Annotated in this window: 20 protein-coding genes and 2 pseudogenes; 6 read left to right on the top strand and 16 right to left on the bottom strand. The window is 56.6% G+C overall.

Features of this window, described 5'->3' with window-relative positions:
• Positions 1-61: 61 nt before the first annotated feature.
• The 4 genes from rplU to proB all read left to right on the top strand — a co-directional run bounded on the left by rplU (position 62) and on the right by proB (position 3,372).
• Positions 62-376 (top strand): 50S ribosomal protein L21, encoded by a 315-nt coding sequence (gene rplU / locus E1958_RS03740; protein ID WP_133510679.1) that lies wholly within the window; start codon positions 62-64, stop codon positions 374-376.
• Positions 377-390: 14 nt separating this feature from the next.
• Entirely contained in the window at positions 391-648 is a 258-nt protein-coding gene (rpmA, locus tag E1958_RS03735) for a 50S ribosomal protein L27 (protein ID WP_089726093.1), read from the top strand.
• 163 nt (positions 649-811) lie between these two features.
• Positions 812-1,903, top strand: a complete 1,092-nt coding sequence (gene cgtA, locus E1958_RS03730) for an Obg family GTPase CgtA (RefSeq protein ID WP_133510678.1) — start codon at positions 812-814, stop codon at positions 1,901-1,903.
• Positions 1,904-2,223: 320 nt separating this feature from the next.
• Positions 2,224-3,372: a glutamate 5-kinase gene (gene proB, locus E1958_RS03725; protein ID WP_133510677.1), complete on the top strand. Its 1,149-nt coding sequence runs from the start codon at positions 2,224-2,226 to the stop codon at positions 3,370-3,372.
• Between the two features lie 43 nt (positions 3,373-3,415).
• On the opposite strand, the gene E1958_RS20110 is transcribed toward proB, so the two are convergent.
• The 10 genes from E1958_RS20110 to E1958_RS21860 all read right to left on the bottom strand — a co-directional run bounded on the left by E1958_RS20110 (position 3,416) and on the right by E1958_RS21860 (position 8,054).
• Positions 3,416-3,556, bottom strand: a complete 141-nt coding sequence (locus E1958_RS20110; protein ID WP_165741674.1) for a hypothetical protein — start codon at positions 3,554-3,556, stop codon at positions 3,416-3,418.
• Positions 3,557-3,690: 134 nt separating this feature from the next.
• Positions 3,691-4,323: a nucleotide-binding protein gene (locus tag E1958_RS03720; protein WP_089726511.1), complete on the bottom strand. Its 633-nt coding sequence runs from the start codon at positions 4,321-4,323 to the stop codon at positions 3,691-3,693.
• 110 nt (positions 4,324-4,433) lie between these two features.
• On the bottom strand, positions 4,434-4,658 hold the full coding sequence (locus E1958_RS03715) for an AbrB/MazE/SpoVT family DNA-binding domain-containing protein (protein ID WP_133510676.1): 225 nt from the start codon (positions 4,656-4,658) through the stop codon (positions 4,434-4,436).
• Positions 4,659-4,685: 27 nt separating this feature from the next.
• Positions 4,686-5,186: a type II toxin-antitoxin system VapC family toxin gene (locus tag E1958_RS03710; protein WP_133510675.1), complete on the bottom strand. Its 501-nt coding sequence runs from the start codon at positions 5,184-5,186 to the stop codon at positions 4,686-4,688.
• A complete protein-coding gene (locus E1958_RS03705) occupies positions 5,168-5,392 on the bottom strand; it encodes a hypothetical protein (RefSeq protein ID WP_133510674.1) in 225 nt (74 codons plus the stop codon). Before E1958_RS03705 ends, E1958_RS03710 begins: the two co-directional genes overlap by 19 nt.
• A 212-nt stretch (positions 5,393-5,604) precedes the next feature.
• The gene (locus E1958_RS03700; RefSeq protein ID WP_133510673.1) at positions 5,605-6,285 is read right to left on the bottom strand and encodes a JAB domain-containing protein; all 681 of its coding nucleotides are present in this window, start codon (positions 6,283-6,285) and stop codon (positions 5,605-5,607) included.
• 345 nt (positions 6,286-6,630) lie between these two features.
• Positions 6,631-6,927, bottom strand: coding sequence for a type II toxin-antitoxin system RelE/ParE family toxin (locus tag E1958_RS03695; protein WP_133510672.1), 297 nt, complete (start codon positions 6,925-6,927; stop codon positions 6,631-6,633).
• On the bottom strand, positions 6,924-7,205 hold the full coding sequence (locus tag E1958_RS03690) for a type II toxin-antitoxin system Phd/YefM family antitoxin (protein ID WP_089727166.1): 282 nt from the start codon (positions 7,203-7,205) through the stop codon (positions 6,924-6,926). Before E1958_RS03690 ends, E1958_RS03695 begins: the two co-directional genes overlap by 4 nt.
• A 416-nt stretch (positions 7,206-7,621) precedes the next feature.
• Positions 7,622-7,834 (bottom strand): PIN domain-containing protein, encoded by a 213-nt coding sequence (locus E1958_RS03685; protein WP_133510671.1) that lies wholly within the window; start codon positions 7,832-7,834, stop codon positions 7,622-7,624.
• Positions 7,824-8,054, bottom strand: coding sequence for a DUF6364 family protein (locus E1958_RS21860; protein ID WP_369334479.1), 231 nt, complete (start codon positions 8,052-8,054; stop codon positions 7,824-7,826). Before E1958_RS21860 ends, E1958_RS03685 begins: the two co-directional genes overlap by 11 nt.
• Before the next feature lie 288 nt (positions 8,055-8,342).
• Between E1958_RS21860 and E1958_RS03680 the strand changes: the two are divergent.
• Positions 8,343-8,492: pseudogene (locus E1958_RS03680) on the top strand (transposase); the annotation flags it as partial.
• Positions 8,493-8,752: 260 nt separating this feature from the next.
• Here the strand turns inward: E1958_RS03680 and E1958_RS03675 are convergent.
• From E1958_RS03675 to E1958_RS03650, 6 genes and pseudogenes are all read right to left on the bottom strand, one after another.
• Positions 8,753-9,838: a transposase gene (locus E1958_RS03675; RefSeq protein WP_133510670.1), complete on the bottom strand. Its 1,086-nt coding sequence runs from the start codon at positions 9,836-9,838 to the stop codon at positions 8,753-8,755.
• A gap of 252 nt (positions 9,839-10,090) precedes the next feature.
• Positions 10,091-10,258: pseudogene (locus E1958_RS03670) on the bottom strand (transposase); the annotation flags it as partial.
• Between the two features lie 274 nt (positions 10,259-10,532).
• On the bottom strand, positions 10,533-11,066 hold the full coding sequence (locus E1958_RS03665; RefSeq protein ID WP_133510668.1) for a hypothetical protein: 534 nt from the start codon (positions 11,064-11,066) through the stop codon (positions 10,533-10,535).
• A gap of 401 nt (positions 11,067-11,467) precedes the next feature.
• Complete coding sequence (locus tag E1958_RS03660) at positions 11,468-12,184, bottom strand: LolA-like protein (RefSeq protein WP_208108567.1); 717 nt, start codon at positions 12,182-12,184, stop codon at positions 11,468-11,470.
• Positions 12,185-12,282: 98 nt separating this feature from the next.
• A complete protein-coding gene (locus E1958_RS03655) occupies positions 12,283-16,473 on the bottom strand; it encodes an efflux RND transporter permease subunit (protein WP_133510667.1) in 4,191 nt (1,396 codons plus the stop codon).
• Positions 16,470-17,636: an efflux RND transporter periplasmic adaptor subunit gene (locus E1958_RS03650; protein ID WP_133510666.1), complete on the bottom strand. Its 1,167-nt coding sequence runs from the start codon at positions 17,634-17,636 to the stop codon at positions 16,470-16,472. The genes E1958_RS03655 and E1958_RS03650 overlap by 4 nt, the downstream gene beginning before the upstream one ends.
• Before the next feature lie 357 nt (positions 17,637-17,993).
• On the opposite strand from E1958_RS03650, the gene E1958_RS03645 reads away from it, so the two are divergent.
• Entirely contained in the window at positions 17,994-19,478 is a 1,485-nt protein-coding gene (locus E1958_RS03645) for a dynamin family protein (RefSeq protein WP_133510665.1), read from the top strand.
• Positions 19,479-19,494 lie beyond the last annotated feature (16 nt).

The raw sequence follows: 19,494 nt of genomic DNA, 5'->3' as shown, positions 1-19,494 counted from the left end.
TCCCTCGGCTTGTCCCGCTCCAGGGGCGCCAACCGGACAGATTGTTGGGGAGACGGGTTTCATGTACGCAGTAATTCAAACCGGGGGCAAGCAATACCGGGTTGCCGAGGGCGACACGCTGAAAGTCGAGAAAATCGCTGCCGAGGCGGGTGCGGCTGTCGAGCTCGACAAGGTGCTCATGGTTGCTGACGGTGAGGACGTCAAGGTTGGCAAGCCCTACCTGAACGGCGGCAAGGTGACGGCTACCATTAAATCCCATGGCCGTGGCGAAAAGGTCAAGATCATCAAGTTCCGCAGGCGTAAGCATCACCTGAAGCGCCAAGGCCATCGTCAGGGGTTCACGGAGCTCGAGGTTACCGGTATCAACGCCGGTTGAGGAGATATGGCACCATGGCACACAAAAAGGCAGGCGGCAGCTCCCGTAATGGTCGCGATTCACGGTCCAAACGCCTCGGCGTCAAGATCTACGGCGGCCAGGCGGTCCGGGCCGGCAATATAATCGTCCGTCAGCGGGGCACCGAGTTCCATAATGGCGAGAATGTAGGTCGCGGTAGGGATTACACCCTCTATGCGCTGGCGGAGGGTGTCGTGAAGTTCGCAGTCAAGGGCCCCAGGAACCGCAAGTACGTCAGCGTCGAGACCGCTTAATCTCCCCGTTTCCAGGTCCTATAGTTCCTAGGCGGAAAAGCCTCGTCGAGTGACGGGGCTTTTTGCGTTTTTGCCTGTGTTGTGATGTCTCCGGCCATGGTCCCCGTCAAACTTCGGAGTGTCAGGCAGGCAGGGGCAACAACAGGTCCTTAGAAAACAAGTCATGAAGTTCGTCGATGAGGCCAGTATCCGCGTCGAGGCCGGCGACGGCGGCAGCGGTTGCGTGAGCTTCCGGCGCGAGAAGTTCATCCCCAGAGGCGGCCCGGATGGTGGGGACGGCGGGGACGGCGGCAGTGTTTTTCTGGTTGCGGACGCCAATCTCAATACCCTCGTGGATTTCCGCCATCGACAAGGATTCCGCGCCGAGCGCGGAAAGGACGGCAGGGGCCGCAATATGACCGGTCGTAGCGGCGAGGACTTGCTGGTACGGGTTCCGGTCGGCACCCGGGTGCGGGACGAGGAGACCTGGGAGTCCATCGGCGAGCTCTTGCGTAAAGGTGAGCGTCTGCTCGTTGCCCAGGGTGGTTTCCACGGTATCGGCAACGCCCGCTTCCGGTCGAGCACCAACCGCGCGCCGCGCCAATCCACGCCGGGAACACCTGGGGAGCAGCGCCGGCTCCACCTGGAACTCATTCTGCTCGCGGACGTTGGGCTGCTGGGCTTCCCGAACGCGGGTAAATCGAGTCTGATCCGCAAGCTATCCGGTGCCCGGCCGAAGGTAGCGGGCTATCCCTTCACGACCCTGTACCCCAATCTGGGCGTGGTCAGCTCGGGAAACGGGCGCGGCTTCGTCGTCGCGGACATACCAGGTGTCATCAAGGGTGCGGCCATGGGGGCGGGATTGGGCATTCGCTTCCTCAAGCACCTTGCCCGCACCAGATTATTGTTGCATCTACTAGACATTGCCCCCCCGGACGATTTTGTGGATCCGGTACAACAGGTGCGCGAGGTCGAAAGTGAGCTCAAGGCCTACGATGGGAACCTGGCACGGAAGGAGCGTTGGCTCGTGCTCAACAAGCGCGACCTGCTGGAACCCGCAGACTTTGAGCGGCGGCGTACCGGGATCCTGGAGCGGCTCGGCTGGAGCGGCCCGGCATTTGGTATCTCCGCCGTCACGGGCGAGGGTACGGGGGATCTGACGCGGGCCCTGATGCGGTATCTGGACCAGGAGCGCCGGGAAGCAGCGATCGAGCCGAGCGCGACTGCCCCGGACCAAGCTGTGGATAATGGGGGTGATTGGCATCCCTTGGCATGAAGGATACATGAGTAAACAAATCTGCCCGTTAGCATTTTTCATTCGCACTCCAAGACGTCCGGTAAACCACCCCGGTCCGGCAAGGCGAAGCAGAATAGTACCAATGCCGTTAAGTTAAGCGTTACCGGTCGGCAAAGTAAGCGGAAAAAACTACGCATCACGCGAATCCTCATGAAATTGTCATCCCGAACCGAAGGGAGGGATCTTGTTCGCGCCGATTCGCGCGCTTCGTCGTTTTCTCTTTCGTATTCCGACCCACCACGACAAGCGGCCAACAGCTAACTTATGGTATTGGGTATCATGAAGGATGAAGTCAGCCCGTGATCTCCCGCGACGGCATCCGCAATACCAAACGTTGGGTCGTCAAGATCGGCAGCGCCTTGCTCACCAGGGATGGCCGGGGGGTTGATCGGACGGTCCTGGCCCCTTGGGCCGACCAGGTAACCGGATTCCTGCGCAACAGGGGCGAGCTGGTGGTCGTCTCATCAGGTGCCGTCGCCGAGGGTATGGCCCGCATGGGTTGGACCCGACGCCCCAAATCCCTGCATGAGCTGCAGGCCGCTGCCGCCATCGGCCAGATGGGCCTGATCCAGGCCTACGAGGCCTGCTTTCAGAAGCGCGGCATCCACGCGGCACAGATTCTGCTCACGCGGGAAGACCTGGCCGACCGGGGGCGCTACTTGAACGCCCGCAGCACCTTGCTTTCCCTATTGCGGCTCCGGGTGGTGCCGGTGGTCAACGAGAACGATACGGTCGCCACGGACGAGCTAAGGTTCGGGGACAATGACACCCTGGCCGCCCTGGTCGCCAACCTGGTCGAGGCCGATCTGTTGATTCTACTCACCGACCAGGAGGGCCTGTGTGACCGCGATCCCCGCTTAGATCCGGACGCCAGGCTCATCTCCGAGATCCGGATCGACAATCCCCGGCTCGATGCCGTAGCCGGCGGCAGTGTCAGCGGATTGGGTCTGGGCGGCATGGTGACCAAGGTACGCGCCGCACGGCTCGCAGCCCGTTCAGGGACCGCGACCGTCATCGCTCCGGGAAAGGAGGATGATGTGCTGCGGCGGGTCGGTGCAGGTGAAGGGGTCGGGACCCTGCTGACCCCGGTCCAGGGGCCTCAGGCCGCCCGCAAGCGGTGGCTGGCCGGTCAGCTTCAGGTCCGAGGCAGGCTTATCTTGGACGCTGGTGCAGTGCATGCCCTGCAGGGACAGGGCAAGAGCCTCCTGGCGGTGGGGGTAAAGGAGGTGCAAGGCACTTTCCAGCGCGGTGAGGTCGTAGCCTGTGTCGACGAGCAGGGCCATGAAATCGCCCGTGGGCTTGTCAATTACGATGCCCTGGAGTCGGATCGCATCAAGGGCCAGCCTAGTACCGGATTCGAAGGGATCCTGGGCTACCTGGACGACGAAGAACTCATTCACCGGGACAATCTTGTACTACTTCTTCCCGGCAGGCCGCCAGCCGGGTGATTAAGACCTCATTTTACCTCGATTTAGCGACAGGCAAATCGGCTCACCAAGATATGAACCGATTCATGAAGGTCATGGGACGACCGATGCTGCGATTCATGTCCGCCATGTCACTCTGCATCTTCGCGGTGGTGAAGGTCATGGACTGAATGCCCTGCTCTACGCCCTCCATGCTCGCCAGCATGGGTTTGAGGATGCCGACGTCCTGTGAGATGGATTCGACGCCGACGCCAGCTTCCAGCTGCTGGAAGCTGGCGACTGGTAGCTGGAAGCTGAAAAGGCGATACGCATTCGTCCCGATTGCCCGCGGGTAAGGGCTCAGCTGACCAGGTTGGGATAGAGAGCGGCGGCCAGGGCAAAGAACTCCCGTGCCCCCTTACCCCGCGGCTCTAGCTCGAACACTGCCAATCCCTCGCTGAAGGAGCGCCGAAAAACGGTGCGCTGGCACAGCCGCGGCTTGAGGAACTTGATGCCCGGCAGCGAAACCAGCGCGGCGGCGGCTTCATCGGTCTCGCGGACGGCATGATGGGTGTCGCCACGGTTTATGAAGCCGAGGATGTCCGCTGGCTTGTCTCTTTGTACCGAGTTCACCAGACGGATGTAACGTTGCGTGGACCAGATATCCGCTTGGGAGGGGGGCACGGGGACGACCACCCGATCACACAGCGCCAAGGCCCGATGCATCGAGTCCATATCCGCTGTACCAACGTCGATCAGGGTCTCATCCGCGGCATTCAGCCGCTCCGGGGTCAACCCCGATTTGTCCCCGATACGCAACGGGGGATCGAAGCCTTCTTCCATGCGCACCTCTACCACATCGGCCAGGGTCGCTTGGGGATCGGCGTCGATGAGCTGGACCTTCACCTCGGCCATGGCGAGCCATACCGCCAGGTTGAAGGTGACGGTGCTCTTGCCTGACCCGCCTTTGAAACTTCCGATTATGGTTATCATCAGCTTTCACGCCCTCCTGGTCGGATGAACGGCTTCGCGGCTACCTTCTTATGGACTCATAAAAAATTCAAGTGATGCGCATTTTTGTATCGCAACCAAAATACCATTCATCATGATTCCCTTGTAAGACTCATTATTTCGTCAGTAGACATTTTCGCTGACGCTATCCCTCTGAATTTTCCAAATTTTCCCGTTACATTCGGCGCGCCGGTTTTTACGATATAAAATCGACTACTATCTTCAACAAAATCGATTTCTGTTTCGGGAGATATCCCTAAAGCTTCTCTTACAGCTCGAGGAATCGTAACTTGGCCTTTTGTAGTAGTAACTCGCATTATTCCGTATCTCCGATAGGGTAAGGATCAGGTTAAAAAATGGATGTCCTTTTCTTTCCGTATTTCTGGTAAGTAATCATCCAATACAATTATTCTTAGATCATCAACATGTTTTAGCTTTTTATCATTGGTAAGAAATGCTTCGCAACCAACAGAAAGAACTGCAGTAATCTGTAAGGCATCAGGAGTTCGTAGGTTATGACGACTCCGAAGTTCTGATGCCTGGTCGGCTACCCCGGCACTAATCGGGACAAGTTCAAAATTTCGGCTGTTCTGGAGAATATCACGGTATTCATTTTCAAGGGAGATTTTCCCTTCACGCCTCGGATACACAAGAACCTCGGTAAGCGTGATCACTGAACCATAACCCTTGATGATACCCTCGTCAATCCTTCTAATAATATCCCGTATCATTGGAAGATAAACAGGGTGACGTTCGACAAAATAGATAAAAGGAGATGTATCGAATCCCAGTCGCCTTATTTCTGTAAAAACAGTATCAGGAATTATCATAAACGGTGATTCCATTCATCTCTCAGTTCGTCGACATATTTTTGGGCATTAACACCTTCCCATATTTTAGATCCCAGTCCTTCAAGCTCAACCAGTCTTCGCTGTTTTCTATCTTGTTCGGATTTTACTATCAGCTTTTTACTGATAAGAGAAATCAGTTCCAACTGCTCCGTCGCCGGTATCGGATTTATGTATTGCTGATATAATTGTTCAATATTCATGCTTTAATACCTTTGAGTCAACTCCACTACAACTTTTGGTATTCAGCTAACGCTTGGGCTCAGGCGCCCAATGCCGCGTGGCACTGAGCTTGAAAGTTCCTGAGGAGCTGGACCGCGGCATTGGGTCGCCTGCAGCCGAATGTTAGACGAATGATCTGTTAGACGAATGATCTGTGAAAAACGACCTATCAATTGAGCCTGGCCCCTTTTCCTTATAGTTTTTTAATCTCTTCGATTGAAAGCCCTGATGTTTCAGCAATAATCGTTATGCTGATCTCTTTTTGCTTCAATGCCTTTGCTACTTCAATTTTACCTTTCTTCTCCCCTTCTTTTAATCCCTCTTCTTTCCCAATTTTCTCCCCAAGCTGAAGCCCTTCCTCCTTACCCTCCTTTAATCCTTCTTCTTTACCCTCATTCCTGATCCTCTTCTTGACTTTATAAGGCAAAACCCATCGCTCACTTGCCTGAAGTTTCTTGAAGATCCCCGACTCGACAAAACTATGATAGGTTTCATCGCTGATGATGAGATGATCGATCACTTCGACCTTGAGGAATTTACCTGCCTGAATAAAATGATCGGTGAGATCCTCATCTTCGATTGAAGGCGTCACATTTCCACCGGGGTGGTTATGGACCATGATAACCTGAACGGCGAGCTTGTAAATCGCCATGCGGAAGGCTTCTCTGGGGTTGATGCCCACCATGTTGGAAGACCCCAGGGCGACCAACTCGATATAGAGGATTTTGTTCGCCTGATTCAAACCCACCATCCAGAAGTGTTCCTGACCTTGACCGATTTTATTCTCTCTCCGGAGAATCTGGCGCATGATCAGATAAATATCTTCCGAACCCTTTACGGTGACTTTTTGTTGCTTGCTTAATTTGACTTCCATTGCGGGACCCGACATATAGGATACCTAACGCGAAGGTTAGGCGGTTACATTAATACAGGACAGCACCAAATTGAAATAACGTGGTCTGTCCCTGAGGTATCCCCACATTATTGCAATCTAAAACAACGAGTTATGGAGCGAATGAGCGGCCACGATGCCCTGATGGCTCGTTCCCACGCTCCCGCGTGGGAATGCCGTTGTGGCCGCTCCAGCGGCCAAGGTTTCATGACGCTGGAGCGTCTGGATTTGCTCCCACGCTGGAGCGTGGGAGCCAGAGGCTGATTTGTGGGGATACTTCAGGGTCTGTCCCCGTTTTTACCTGCGTTTTTACCCGGATTTGCCTTGTTATGCTTTAATTTCTTCAATAGGAAGTATTTGTTTACCATGTCGCACGGTGAGTATTATTACCTCAGTATTTTCATATTTATATATAATTCGATAATTGCCACTTATAATTTCACGGAAAGCCTTGTTCTTGATTTCAGGCACTACACGCCCACTTTCAGGAAATTCATCCAGTCTTTCAACCAGAGTAAATATTTTATCTACCCATTTTTCAGCGGCTCTTGGTTTATCTTGTGCAATATATTCAGCAATTTCAGATACTCTGTCTATAGCTAGTGGAGACCAAGTTATACTCATTTATTCAACCTGGCTAATATCATTTTCTTTGCGTTATGATGCTCAACACCGTTCCCCTCATTCAATTGCACAATAGCTGTTTGAATGTCTTCAAGTAATTCAATTTTTTCCCGCATTGCTTCATATTCAGCCACATCAAGAAGAACACCTACACCTTTACCATGCTGTGTAATTACTAAAGGTCTTTTAGTTTCATGGACTTGTTTGATGAATGATGCGACTCCTGACCGAAATTCGGACATTGGACGAATGTCTTGATCAATGATTGGATGATGCATATCTCACCTCAAAAACGTACTCAATTTTGTACAGTATAGCGTACTTCCGGCGAGATGTCTTTTTAGAGCATAATGTCTGAATCAGCCGCCGACGAAGGAGGTTGGTTGAATTTGTCTTGTTGGGCAAAAGGTGCTCCACACTAGAGAATAAGCCATTTTTAGCCGACAGTTTTCACTGTTTTGCGACGAACTCTCCGATAGGGGAAGGATCAATGCCATTAAGTTAGCTGTCGGCCGCTGGTCGTGGTAGGTCGGGTTAGGCGCGTGCTTCGGTGTTCGGTTGGGTCACAGGATTGAGGCGCGCCGTAACCCGACAGACGATGATGGGAGCCAGCCTGGGATGTCGGGTTACGGCGCGTTCAGCCTCGGTTGTCCACGCCCGCATCGCAAGGCGCGCCTAACCCGACCTACAAAACTTAACTTAATGGCACTGGGGTAAGGATCAGGTTAAAAAATGGGTGTCCTTTTCTTTGCTCGGTGACATAGAACTCCTGAAGAACCTGAGCGGAAAGTGCAAAATTCTCAGTGTCAATAAGCTCCAAGGCCCGATCACGCTTGGCCTTGTTAACCTCATCGCAAGTCGCAGCGTAGACCAAAACATTAGTATCAACAAAAGAATCAACGCTCATACAAGTCGTCTCGTGTCCAAGACTTTGAACCTATTCGAGCACCAGTTTGAACGCTCAATTCCCTTATTTTCAACCGAGCCTTTTGTACTGTGCTTTCACGATTCGCAATCTCAATGAAGTATTTCTGAATCAGACTATTTACAGATGAATTATTTTTAGCCGCATACATTGCGACCATCGATAACACTTGGTCATCGATACTCAATGTAAGGTTTTTCATAATATACACTTTACCTTTATATATCTTAAATTGTCATAGAAACTAATGGCGACATAGCGCCAGCATAAGCTTTCATGCCGGTCGGTTTGATGTTTTTATTACGCTGCTTTACCATCTTACTCACTAAAACTTTCTATCTTCTCTTTACATAATTGTTCGGTCAAGTTTTGCGCTAGTCCAAAACTATGCACTTTAGTGCAAGGCTTTAGCTGCTACACAAGTAGGCTACAATTGGCTAATGAGTGACCAAAGACGTGGTAGTCATACCGTTAGCATTTTAATGGTCCATTAAGAAAACGATATTGGGGAAAGCATTTTTGGGCGATAGGGTATGGTGCCTGGACAACAGGAAATGTGACAGATGAAATGGTTCAAGAATACTTGGAACATCATCGTCATCCATCCAACAAGGATTCAGGAAACATTATCTTAGAATGATTTGGGACTTTCAGTCCAGGAGCAACCTATGCACTTTAGTGCATAGTGGTTGAGTCTCTCTACGGAGAATCTGGCGCATGATCAGATAAATGTCTTCCGCACTATTTACGGTGACTTTCTGTTGCTTGCTTAGTTTGACTTCCATTGCAGGGCCTTTTACAGAAGGGCTAACATTGCAAATCGGCTCCCCAAAAAGCACAGCGACGGGGAACGGATAACCCAATCGGTCCTCACAGCGGACTTTACCCACTCAAACCTTATCACGCCGCTTGTTTGGCTACAAACACCGCTCGCGCAGCCCGGATGCCGCGCAGGTACTTGGTCTGACGCCGGGCACAAAGATCCGTGAGCGATGCCGGTGCGCCGACCGCCGTTCCGAATGCCTTGAGAAGACGCTCGGAATAGCCGATAAATTGCTTCCCATCAATGCTCAATCGCGCGAGGAGCTTGGGTTCTCGTGCCTCGATGGATCCAGACTTATCCTCACGTAACGCCCGGCCCGTCCAGTCGACCAGCTCCAAGTAGTCATCAAAGGCAAAAGGCACCGCCCAGGGAGTCCGTGCAGTGGCATCAAAGGGCATCAGCGGGGCTTGGGGCAAGATTTGCGTCTCGGCCTCCGGTCGTAACCGCTCCCCGTCGAGTACTGTGTCAGGATCTTTAACGGTTGCAGTCTCCCGCGTGGTTTTGGATCCAGTCTCCTCCGGCAAGCCGACGACGCGTTCCTGAATCGAGGTATAGTCCGAGGTCTCCGGCGTTTCCGCCAGCCCCGCCCGGACCGGATTGAGATCCACATAGGCCATCGCCGCCAGCAGCGCCCCTTCGTCGAGCAACGCCTGGCTCTTGAAGCGACCCTCCCAGAAACGCCCCTTCACCCCATCCTCCGCATTGGCCCGGCGGGCGATGTGCTCGTTGAGGGTGCGCATAAACCAGGACAAATCATGCAACCGCTCCCGATAGACCTCGGCAAGCTCTCCAACCTTGGCAATCTCCGCCTGGGTCATCTCCGCTCGTGATGCCGAAAGATACCTCGTCACCAACAAAGGCCCGGTGAAGAGCGCCGTCCAGCGCCTCAGTACCTCTTCCAGCGACCACTCCAAGACCCGTTCCCGGTCGATGCGTACCACGATGTGGTAGTGGTTACTCATCACCGCATAGGCGGCCACGTCGATGGCAAACAGGGTCGCAAGCTGCTGCATACGCTCGACAATCCAGCCGCGGCGGTGGTCGAAATTCATGCCTGAGAATTGATCCTCGCCACACAAGAAGGCACGGCGCACGCAGCGGCATACGCAGTGATACCAAGGGGTATCTTCAAGGGAGACAAGAGCAGAGCGGGGAGCGGTCATGATAGGTTCTCTGTGGTTCCGTGTCGAAAGGCAGCTTAGTTTGGGAGGGAAAAGATGTCAAACAAAGTGGGTGTCCTTTTCTGTTCTCTGTTCTTAGTGTTCTTAGGATCAGGTTAAAAAATGGGTGTCCTTCTCTTTCGGCACTTTCGGCACTTTCGGCAGGTTAAAAAATGGGTGTCCTTCTCTTTCGGCAAAATGTTAGGCGAATGAGCTGCAAACAAAATGGATGTCCTTTACTACTCTCATTCGCGGGGTAGCAAGCTGCTGGATGCGCTCGACGATCCAGCCGCGGCGGTGGTCGAAATTCATACCCGAGGCGTGGTCCTCGCCACACAGGAAGGCACGACGCACACAGCGGCATACACAGTGATACCAAGGAGTGTCCTCAAGGGAGACAAGAGCAGAGCGGGGAGCGGTCATGATAGGTTCTCTGTGGTTCCGTGTCGAAAGGCAGCTTAGGCAGCTTAGTTTGGGAGGGAAAAGATGTCAAACAAAGTGGGTGTCCTTTTTATTCGAGATCCGCCTCGGATTCAGTAATGAGAAAGCGTTGCAACAGAGCACCTGCCAGGTGAGTCCACGAAGAGAGACAGTTTACCAGTAACCCACTGTTTTGTAACGAAATGCTCCCATAAATGGCTCAGCTAGTTCACGGAAACAGGTTTCTTTTATTATGGCCAGTTGACTATGCTATCATTTAACAATTATTAGCCACCACCGCTGAAATAATTGCTGAAATAATTGCTGCCACTGCAGCAATGATTGAGGCTCTTTTGCTATTATTTATTTGTGATTTTGCAATTGTCAATTCCTGAGACATGCTTTCTTTGTTTAGTTGGAGTTCTTTAAGAAATAATTCCTTGGTCTGCTCAAGCTGAACATTTGCTATATTTATATTTTGTTCCTGGTGCGCTTGATTTGAAATGAAATCCAGTAAAGAAACTATATGAGTAATTTCAAGAGGGGTTCCTTCTTCTTCTTTTGTATCTTCATCATATTGACTACCACGTAATGCGTATCTAATTTGTAGTGTATAAAAATTCTCGTTCTTAGACGATATGTTTCTTGATTTTCTGAACAATCCAGGAAATTCAGCAAGAATTTTTCTTACCTTGTCTTCTGGAATACCAGTATTTTTCGATATGAACAGAGGTGTACGGCTTTTGTGCTTTGTTAATCCAAGATGAGAAACAAGCGCTATGAGGCTATCTTGGTGATTGCTGTACTTCATGAGGTTTCCCTCGTTGTGCCTAACATGCAATCGACGGCTTCGCCGCCGCAGCTAAAGTACCTATATTTATTAACATGTTCCTAAATATAGGTACCGGTACCTAATATTAGGTACCTAAATATAGGAACCTACATTTAGGTTCCTATATTTGGATACCCTCAATGAATATCGCTTTATGGCTCTGATCGTTTATCGAACGATTCGACCTGTAACCTGTAAGCTGGGTTTCGTTCCTCAACCCAGCCTACGCGGGCTACACCCTTTTTCAGACCGCCTCTCAGCGGTCGGTTGCCGCGCCTTGTGGCTGCGACCCCCCCGGCGGTCTCTGCCGTGGTTTCAGTTGCCCCGGCGCCCCTTGTGGGACGGTCATACGCTCATAACCGTCGGGAACCTTGAACAAGTCATCGGGCTGCTTGCCGAGGCGGATGTTCTTCAGGTTTGCTAATCATACCTCCCGGGAACTCCTGACGCAAGGCGAGACCGAGTTCGGGATCGAACCACTGGAAGGTCCGCGTCTCCGGCCGACCGGGCATGGTCACGACCAGCTCCCATTTCTCGACCCGGCGCCCGTTCAGCTCCTCCGGGCCAACAAACTTGAGTTGTCTAGTCTGCCCGTCGAACAGCTCCTGACGTAAGGGGACACCCCGCTCCTTATCGATCCACTGGGTGCTCTTCATGGGCTGTTCCGAATGGGAAGCGGAAGCGACCATCTCCCACTTGACGGCCGTGCGTCCGCCGATCTTCTCCTCCCCGAGCTGTCGGCAAGTCAGCCCCAGCATGTCGCCACAGGGATCCTTGGCCTGGATTGGCCGCGTGCCTGGCATGGTACCGCCCGGTCTGCCCAGCGGTCGCTCCATGTACTTTTTCCGGTCCGGAAACAGCATCCATTCGACACCGCGACCTTCATCGGTTATCTGGATAATCTGTTGTCCCTGCTGGGACAGCTCGGTGCGCGTCCGCTTGTCGCCCACGAACAACTTGCCGGCGGATAGCTTTCCTTGGGGCCCCTGCTGGGACACCTCGGCGGAGAACTGGGTGCCGGCGAGCACCGTGCCGGAAGCCGCCGCCAACAGCCCGATGGCCAGCGAGCGCCAAATCGTCGGTATCGCAATCTTCATCTCGGTTTCACCCCTGTTCATCGGGTTGGAAGGCGTCGATTCGGCACCATTGGTAGGGCAGCACTGGTCACCGTGCAGAACGAATCAAGGCCCTGATGTCAGTCAAAGCTCGGTCCCTGGCCATCATCCGCTTTAAGGCGTATGCCACGCCGCCTGGGCTTTTTCTGGATCGACGCCGGCTTTGCCGTTTTCGGCTTGGCCGTGGTCTTCTTTGCCACCGGTTTCTCCGTAGCAACCCGCTCCTTGCGGGTATCGTCGGCGGCCTCTTTGCCGGTTGCCTCTCTCTGCGCCGCCGATGCATCCTGTTCCGCCGTCACGGCTGGATCGGTTTGCGGTTTTGAGACCATTTCCTCCGCTGCATCGGAAGCCGCGTCCGTCACTGCCATCGGTTTTGCATCAGTCGCCGGTGTCGCCCCGCCGGCCGCTTGGGGTGCGCTTGAGGTACCGGCCTGCTCCGCCTGAACCTCCGGCGTGCTTTGCCGTGACTCCTGTCCGACGGTCAGGGTATCCTTCCGCGACTCAACACCGGTTGCCTTTTCCCGTGCGGCTGGTGTATCCGTCTCCTCGGTCTGCGGCACTGAGGCTGTCTCCTCAGGCGTGCTCGATGGGTGCTCGGTCCTCGCCGCGGCACTGTCCGACGGCGGCGGTACCGGCGCGCTACCGGATCCCGCAACCGAAACGGTCGGGGAAGTACCGGAACCACCTGACAGGCCCCCACCACCTGCGCCCGGCACGGCTGGCGGGGCCGGCGGCTTGGGCGTGGGCCATTTCTTTTTCACCCAGCCCATCAGAAAATCGTACAACAATAGAAAGAGCCCGCGGATCAGGTAAAAGCCCATGATGATCCCTTCCACCAGGTAGCCCCAGACCTTGGTCAGGATGCCGGTCCGGGGCTCCTTCTGCTTGGGTTCCTTCTCGATCTTCGGTTCCTCCTCGGCCTCTGCCGTTGCGCAAGGCACGCTTGTGCCGGCCGGTGCGGTTGCTGCCGCCACCTCGCACAGGTCCTTGCTGGCGGCGACGCAGCCCAAGGGGATCACAATGAGCGTGAGCAGGGTCGAGACTAACACCCCGGAGGCCAGCGAGATCGCCATGCCCTGGAAGATCGGATCGGTAAAGATGACGCTGGAACCCGCCACCAGGGCCAGGGCGGTGATAACGATGGGGCGGGTCCGGGTCTTACAGGCCCGGATGACGGCCTCGGCCACGGGCACCCCCTTCTGTACCTCGTGGATCGAGAAGTCCACGAGCAGGATCGAGTTACGCACGATGATGCCGGCCAGGGCGATCCAGCCGATCATCGAGGTCGCGGTGAACTCACCACCCAGTCCCAGCTTGAACATGATCAGGTGGGCCGGGATGATCCCTAACAGGGTCAGGGGAATGGGCGCCATGATCACCAGGGGGATCCGGAAGTTGCCGAATTCCCAAACCACCAGGATGTAGATGAGCACCAGAGCGACCATGAAGGCGGCGCCCATGTCGCGGAAGGTCTCGTAGGTGACCGTCCACTCGCCGCTCCACTCCCAGGCCGAATACCGATCGTTGGGGGGGGGACCGATCCAGTAGGCCTGTGGGACCGAGCCATCCGGTGCCACATAACCGGCGGTATCCATCGCGTCCCGGATCTGGAACATGGCATAGACGGGCGCGGCCAGGGTACCGCCCACGTCGGCAACCACGAACTCGACCGCACGCAGGTCCTTGCGGTAGATGATGGCCTCCTCGGGTACCCGCTGGAAGGCCCCGAGCTCCCGCAGTGGAATGGTGAATCCGCCACTGGACTGGATCGGCAGATCGCCCAGGCGTTCGATCTGGGAACGCTCCGCCAACGGGACCTGCACGACGATCTCGATGGGTTCGTGGCCCGCCTTCTGTTTGACGTCTCCGATCGGCGCCCCGCCCAGGGCCATGGCCAGGTTGCGATTGATCGTATCGACAGAGATGCCACGGCGCACCGCCTTTTCGGTATCCACGTCGAAGCGCCAGTAATCGTAGGTGTCGCGCAGGTAGTTGTCGACGTCGCGGGCACTCTCGGCCTGGGCGAAGAACTCGGTCATATCACGCGCGAACTGGCGGCGGATCTCCGGTGTCGGACCATGGATCTCTGCCACCACCGACTGTAATACCGGCGGCCCCGGCGGCATCTCGACGACGGCGATATTGGCACCGGCCGCCTCGGCCAGCTCCGCCAGCATCTCTCGGGCCGTGACCGCCAGCTCGTGACTGCTCCGCTCGCGGTCGTTCTTGTGCAGGAGCTGCACCTGGAGCTCGCCCTGCCAGGGGTCGGACCGCATGTAATAGTGGCGCACCATGCCGTTGAAATCGAAGGGTCGTGCTGTGCCCGCGTAGAGCTGGATGGCCGTTACCTCCGGCAGGGTGCGCAACGCTTCTGCCATGCGGTGCGCGAGGTTGGCGGTGACCGGCAAGGCCGTGCCTTCCGGCATGTCGATCACGACCGAGAACTCCGGCTTGTTGTCCAGGGGCAACATCTTCACCGGGACCCACTTGAAGTAGAAGAAGGCACAGGTGAAGAGGAAGATGCCCCAGAGGACGAGGCGGAAGAGGGTCCGTCTGCCCTTGCGCTCGATGAGGGGGGTCAGGACCTTGCGGAAGCCTTTCTCGAGCCTTTCCGCTCCCTTATGCTCACGTCTTTCCGCCGTCTCCAGGTAGCGCATGGAGGGCCGCAGCCACTTGGACAACGCAAAGTAGGGGGTGAATACGAAGGCGGCGAACAGGGAGATAAACATGGCCACCGAGCCCAGGGCCGGGATCGGCTCCATGTAGGGCCCCATCATGCCGCTCACGAAGCCCATGGGCAGCAGCGCGGCGATGACGGTAAAGGTGGCGAGAATGGTGGGGTTACCTACCTCGCGTACCGCGTCCACCGCGGTCTCGTCGTCGGTGCGCCCCTCCTCCAGCCAGCGCCGGTAGATGTTCTCGATCACCACGATGGCATCATCTACCAGGATGCCGATGGAGAAGATGAGGGCGAACAGGCTCACCCGGTCGATGGTGTACTCCCAGACCCAGGCGGTAAAGATGGTCATGAGCAGGACCACCGGGATGACCAGCAGCACCACGATGGCCGGCCGCAAGGCCCGGAACGCCCCCCAGACCAACAGGAAGACGAAAAAGGTGGCGATGAACAGCTTCTTGATCAGGTCCGAGACCTTATCATCCGCGGTTTCCCCATAGTTGCGGGTGATACTGACCGCCACATTGTTGGGGATCCGCTCGCCCTTGATCTGTTCCACGCGCTCGATAATGGCGTTGGCGACGGTGACCCCGTTGGTCAGCTCCTTCTTGGCGATGGCAAGGGTGACCGCGGGCACTCCATCGGCCTTCAGGTCTTCCAGTGCGGCCGGCCCCGTGTAGTAGGCCACCAGTTGCTTGGCGTCCTCCGGACCCTGGACGACCCGCGCCACATCGCGCACATAGATGGGAACATTCTGGTGGGTCCCCACCACCAGCCGATTGATCTCGTCGGCGCTCTTGAGGAAGGAGCCGGTGGTCACCGAAAAATGGGCGCCGCTCGACTCCACCCCGCCGGCCATGGTCTCGGCATTGGCGGTCTTGAGGGTCTGGGCGACCTGATCCAGGCTGATGCCGTAGCCGGACAGGCGCTCGGGGTAGACGTCCACCGTCACCTGCTCGCGGCGGCCGCCCACGATAAAGGCGTTGCCCGTGTCCTTGACCTCCTTGACCGCTTGGAGCACGTCCTGGGCGAGGAGGCGCAGCTGCCCGTCGTCTACGTCCGGCTGGCCGTCCTGGTCCAGATCCTTCGACCACAAGGTAAGGGTGACGATGGGTACGTCGTCGATGCCCTTGGTCTTGACCAAGGGCGGCATGACCCCCGGTGGGATCTTGTCCATGTTGGAGGCGAGCTTGTCGTTCACCTTCACCAACGACGGACCCATCCGCTCCCCCACCTCGAACTCGACGGTGACCAATCCTCTATTGCGTTGGGATGCCGAGTAGACGTGCTTGACCCCTGGAATCTCGCTCATGATGCGCTCGAGCGGCTGCATCGCCAGGTTCGACACCTGCTGGGCGGAGGCCCCTGTATACTGCACCATGATGTCGATCATGGGCACCGAGATCTGGGGATCCTCTTGGCGGGGCGTCATCACCAGACCGAGCAGGCCCATCAGGAGCATCGCGACAAAGAACAGAGGCGACAGGGGGGAGCGGATGAAGAATCGCGCCGTGCGCCCGGCGATGCCGAGGTGTTCATCCGTGTACTTGGGTTTCCGACCCTCGGGACTCGTCAGGGTCTGGTCTTCATTCATCGTTCAATATGCCCATCTTCAGGCTGCCGTTGTTGCTGGGTGGACCAACCGGCGGCGACCCCCGGCGGCGGGTCCGCCAGGATCCGCTCGTCCGGGCGCAGACCGCTGAGCACGGTGATCAAGCCGTCCGGAAGCGGCTCCCCGACCCGGATGAGGCGCAACTCGGCATGGTCCTGCTCATCGAGCACATAGACCCCCGGCAGGCTGCCGTTGTAGCGGATCGCCGACTCGGGGATGACCGGGTTGGCGCGCATGGGGGCCTGGAAATCCGGCACCAGCACCTTGGCGTACATCCCCGGCTCGGATACGCCCTGGGGCAGGTCGAGCTTGACCTTGACCGTATGCCGCTGGGGATCGGCCATGGGGAAAATCTGGGCCACCCGGGCCGGCACCCGCCGGTGGTTCACATCGAGCTCGGCGTGGATCATAAGGCCCTCGCGCAGACCTGGCCGCAGTCGCGCCGGAACATCCACCTCGACCTGTAGGTACTGGACATCGGCGTAATTGAGCAGCGGTTGACCGGGCTGCACCGTATCGCCGACCTCGATGAATTTCTTGACGATGACACCGTCGAAGGGTGCGATGCTGCGGGCATCGCGCAACTTGGAATCCAACGCCTGCAGCTCCGCCTGCAACCGCATGAGGGTGCTGCGTGCCTGCTCGACCTGGGTACCGGAGGAGTAAAGATCCGCGGACAATTCCGCGCCCCGAGAGCGTTCCCCCATGAAATCCTCCATGGGTCGGGTGAACATCTGGTCGAACAGGTTCGGGATGCCCATGCCGCCCGGGGGGGTGCGGGAGCGCGGCGCGAAGATCTCACGGTTGTACTGCATGCCGGCGTTGCGCAGCGCGGCATCGGCGCTTTGCATCCGGGCCAGCAGGGCCTGGCGGTTGGCGAGCAGCTCACGGTCGTCGAGGGAGACGAGCAGGTCGCTCTTCTTGAAGGCATCGCCTTCGATACCGGCAAGGTATTTGACCCGTCCCGGCAGCTGGGCGGCGAAGGTTACCTCCTTATAAGGGATCACGGTCCCGCCCACCGAGACGGTAGGGGCCCCCTCGGCCTGCTTCACCACGAACTCGCCGCCCGGAGGCACCGCCGCAACGGCCTGTGCCGCCAACGCCAAACCCACCACCAGCAATCCGCGAACCATCGATAATCCCATGTGCTTTGCTACCCGAGTAACTTTCTACTGCAACAAAAAAAGAATTATCACCAAATCAATCGATGCCCGCAAGCACGGGCAAGGATTAATGCATACAAATCAGGTGCCTAATGGAAGCCGACAACCACTTGTATCGGCTGGAATTCGGTCCCGGATATCACCCGAGAAGCGGGTGCGCGTGATCGTGAGGACTCGATTAGCTGCCCGTGAACATAAATAGCGACACTAACACAAGCAGGGTATCGTCCCGAACACTGTTTAGGTATAACATTCAGTGAGCATATGATAGAGGGTCGACCGGATCCGAACCTCTTCCCCGATTCCGGACCGCGCTTCGAAGCCATGAGGAACCATGCGATGTATCCTTCCACAAACGCCGTCGAGCAACGACTGAAGAATCTGGAGGCCCATCTGGAGCAGGAAAACCCGGTGCTGCTCGGTACGGTTCAGAGCTTCCGCACCCTGGATCGGGTTGCCTATGGCATGGGTCTCCTCGAGAAGGACCAATCCTACGCCACCCAAATCCCGTGGTGGCCCCTGATCTCGGTGCTCGGAACCTTCTCCGCCGGCAAATCCACCTTCGTCAACCACTTCCTCGGCAGCAAGCTGCAGCGAACGGGCAACCAGGCGGTAGACGACCGTTTCACCGTCATTTGCTACAGTCGCGAGTCGACGGACCACGCCTTGCCGGGGGTTGCCCTCGATTCGGACCCGCGTTTTCCCCTCTATCAGATCTCTAAGGATATCGAGCTGGTGTCCGAAGGCGAAGGCGAACGCATCGACACCTACCTGCAGCTCAAGGCCAGCTCCAGCGAACGGCTGCGGGGCAGGATCCTCATCGACTCGCCGGGCTTCGATGCCGACGCCCAGCGCACGGCGACGCTGCGTATCACCGATCACATCATCGGCCTGTCCGATCTGGTACTGGTATTCTTCGATGCCCGCCACCCGGAGCCGGGGGCCATGCGCGATACCTTGAAACATCTGGTCGCCGATACCATCAAACGGCCGGACGCCGGCAAGTTCCTGTACATCCTCAATCAACTCGATACCACGGCGCGGGAGGACAACCCCGAAGATGTAATCGCCGCCTGGCAGCGGGCTATCGGTGAGGAGGGCCTGACCGCCGGGCGTTTCTACACCATCTACAACCCGGACGCCGCTATCTTCATCGAGGACGCGGCCAAGCGCGCCCGGTATGAGGAGAAGCGGGACCAAGACTTGAAGGAGATCCACAGGCGCATGCAGGAGGTGGAGGTCGAGCGGGCCTACCGCATCGTCAGCGCCGTGGACAGGACCGCCAAGGACATCGAAGAACGCACCGTACCCTTTCTCCAGCGGGCAATCGACCGTTGGCGCAGACGCACCCTGTGGGGCGACGGAATCGTCCTGGGTCTGGCCCTGATCGCCTTGCTGGCTTGGATCTTCCGGGGCGACGGACTGGCCGTACTCCAGAGTGTCATGGATACCTCCTGGGTGATCCCGACCCTGATTATTGTGGCCTTCGTCCTGTTCGTAGCGGCCCATTTCGGGATCCGCTCCCTGGCCGCGAAATCCGTCGCCCGCTCATTGACCGCCCGAGCCGCGGAGGAGGGCCTGTACAGTAACCTGGCCCGTGCCTTCACACGTAACACCTGTTGGTGGCGAACCATCTTCGCGCGCACGCCGGTCGGTTGGAATACACGCGCCAGGCGCCGCCTGCGTAAGGTGAGGCAGGACGCCGATCTCTACGTACAGACGCTCAACGACCGCTTCACCAACCCCTCCGGCGACCGCTTGGACTCGGATCTCACGCCACCTCGGACCAGCGCCGAGTCCGCAGCAACCACGGAGCGGAGTTGATACCCCGAGAACAACG

Origin of the sequence: Candidatus Thiosymbion oneisti (assembly GCF_004359955.1) — a bacterium.
Taxonomy (GTDB): domain Bacteria; phylum Pseudomonadota; class Gammaproteobacteria; order Chromatiales; family Chromatiaceae; genus Thiosymbion; species Thiosymbion oneisti.
The sequence above is the reverse complement of the archived record's forward strand: the minus strand, read 5'-3'. Positions and strand labels throughout refer to the sequence as shown.

Coding starts and splice junctions, on each gene's coding strand:
- rplU (WP_133510679.1), top strand. CDS start 62: ATGTACGCAGTAATTCAAACCGGGGGCAAGCAATACCGGGTTGCCGAG.
- rpmA (WP_089726093.1), top strand. CDS start 391: ATGGCACACAAAAAGGCAGGCGGCAGCTCCCGTAATGGTCGCGATTCA.
- cgtA (WP_133510678.1), top strand. CDS start 812: ATGAAGTTCGTCGATGAGGCCAGTATCCGCGTCGAGGCCGGCGACGGC.
- E1958_RS20110 (WP_165741674.1), bottom strand. CDS start 3,556: ATGCTGGCGAGCATGGAGGGCGTAGAGCAGGGCATTCAGTCCATGACC.
- E1958_RS03720 (WP_089726511.1), bottom strand. CDS start 4,323: ATGATAACCATAATCGGAAGTTTCAAAGGCGGGTCAGGCAAGAGCACC.
- E1958_RS03715 (WP_133510676.1), bottom strand. CDS start 4,658: ATGCGAGTTACTACTACAAAAGGCCAAGTTACGATTCCTCGAGCTGTA.
- E1958_RS03710 (WP_133510675.1), bottom strand. CDS start 5,186: ATGGAATCACCGTTTATGATAATTCCTGATACTGTTTTTACAGAAATA.
- E1958_RS03705 (WP_133510674.1), bottom strand. CDS start 5,392: ATGAATATTGAACAATTATATCAGCAATACATAAATCCGATACCGGCG.
- E1958_RS03700 (WP_133510673.1), bottom strand. CDS start 6,285: ATGGAAGTCAAATTAAGCAAGCAACAAAAAGTCACCGTAAAGGGTTCG.
- E1958_RS03695 (WP_133510672.1), bottom strand. CDS start 6,927: ATGAGTATAACTTGGTCTCCACTAGCTATAGACAGAGTATCTGAAATT.
- E1958_RS03690 (WP_089727166.1), bottom strand. CDS start 7,205: ATGCATCATCCAATCATTGATCAAGACATTCGTCCAATGTCCGAATTT.
- E1958_RS03685 (WP_133510671.1), bottom strand. CDS start 7,834: ATGAGCGTTGATTCTTTTGTTGATACTAATGTTTTGGTCTACGCTGCG.
- E1958_RS21860 (WP_369334479.1), bottom strand. CDS start 8,054: ATGAAAAACCTTACATTGAGTATCGATGACCAAGTGTTATCGATGGTC.
- E1958_RS03675 (WP_133510670.1), bottom strand. CDS start 9,838: ATGACCGCTCCCCGCTCTGCTCTTGTCTCCCTTGAAGATACCCCTTGG.
- E1958_RS03665 (WP_133510668.1), bottom strand. CDS start 11,066: ATGAAGTACAGCAATCACCAAGATAGCCTCATAGCGCTTGTTTCTCAT.
- E1958_RS03660 (WP_208108567.1), bottom strand. CDS start 12,184: ATGAAGATTGCGATACCGACGATTTGGCGCTCGCTGGCCATCGGGCTG.
- E1958_RS03655 (WP_133510667.1), bottom strand. CDS start 16,473: ATGAATGAAGACCAGACCCTGACGAGTCCCGAGGGTCGGAAACCCAAG.
- E1958_RS03650 (WP_133510666.1), bottom strand. CDS start 17,636: ATGGGATTATCGATGGTTCGCGGATTGCTGGTGGTGGGTTTGGCGTTG.
- E1958_RS03645 (WP_133510665.1), top strand. CDS start 17,994: ATGTATCCTTCCACAAACGCCGTCGAGCAACGACTGAAGAATCTGGAG.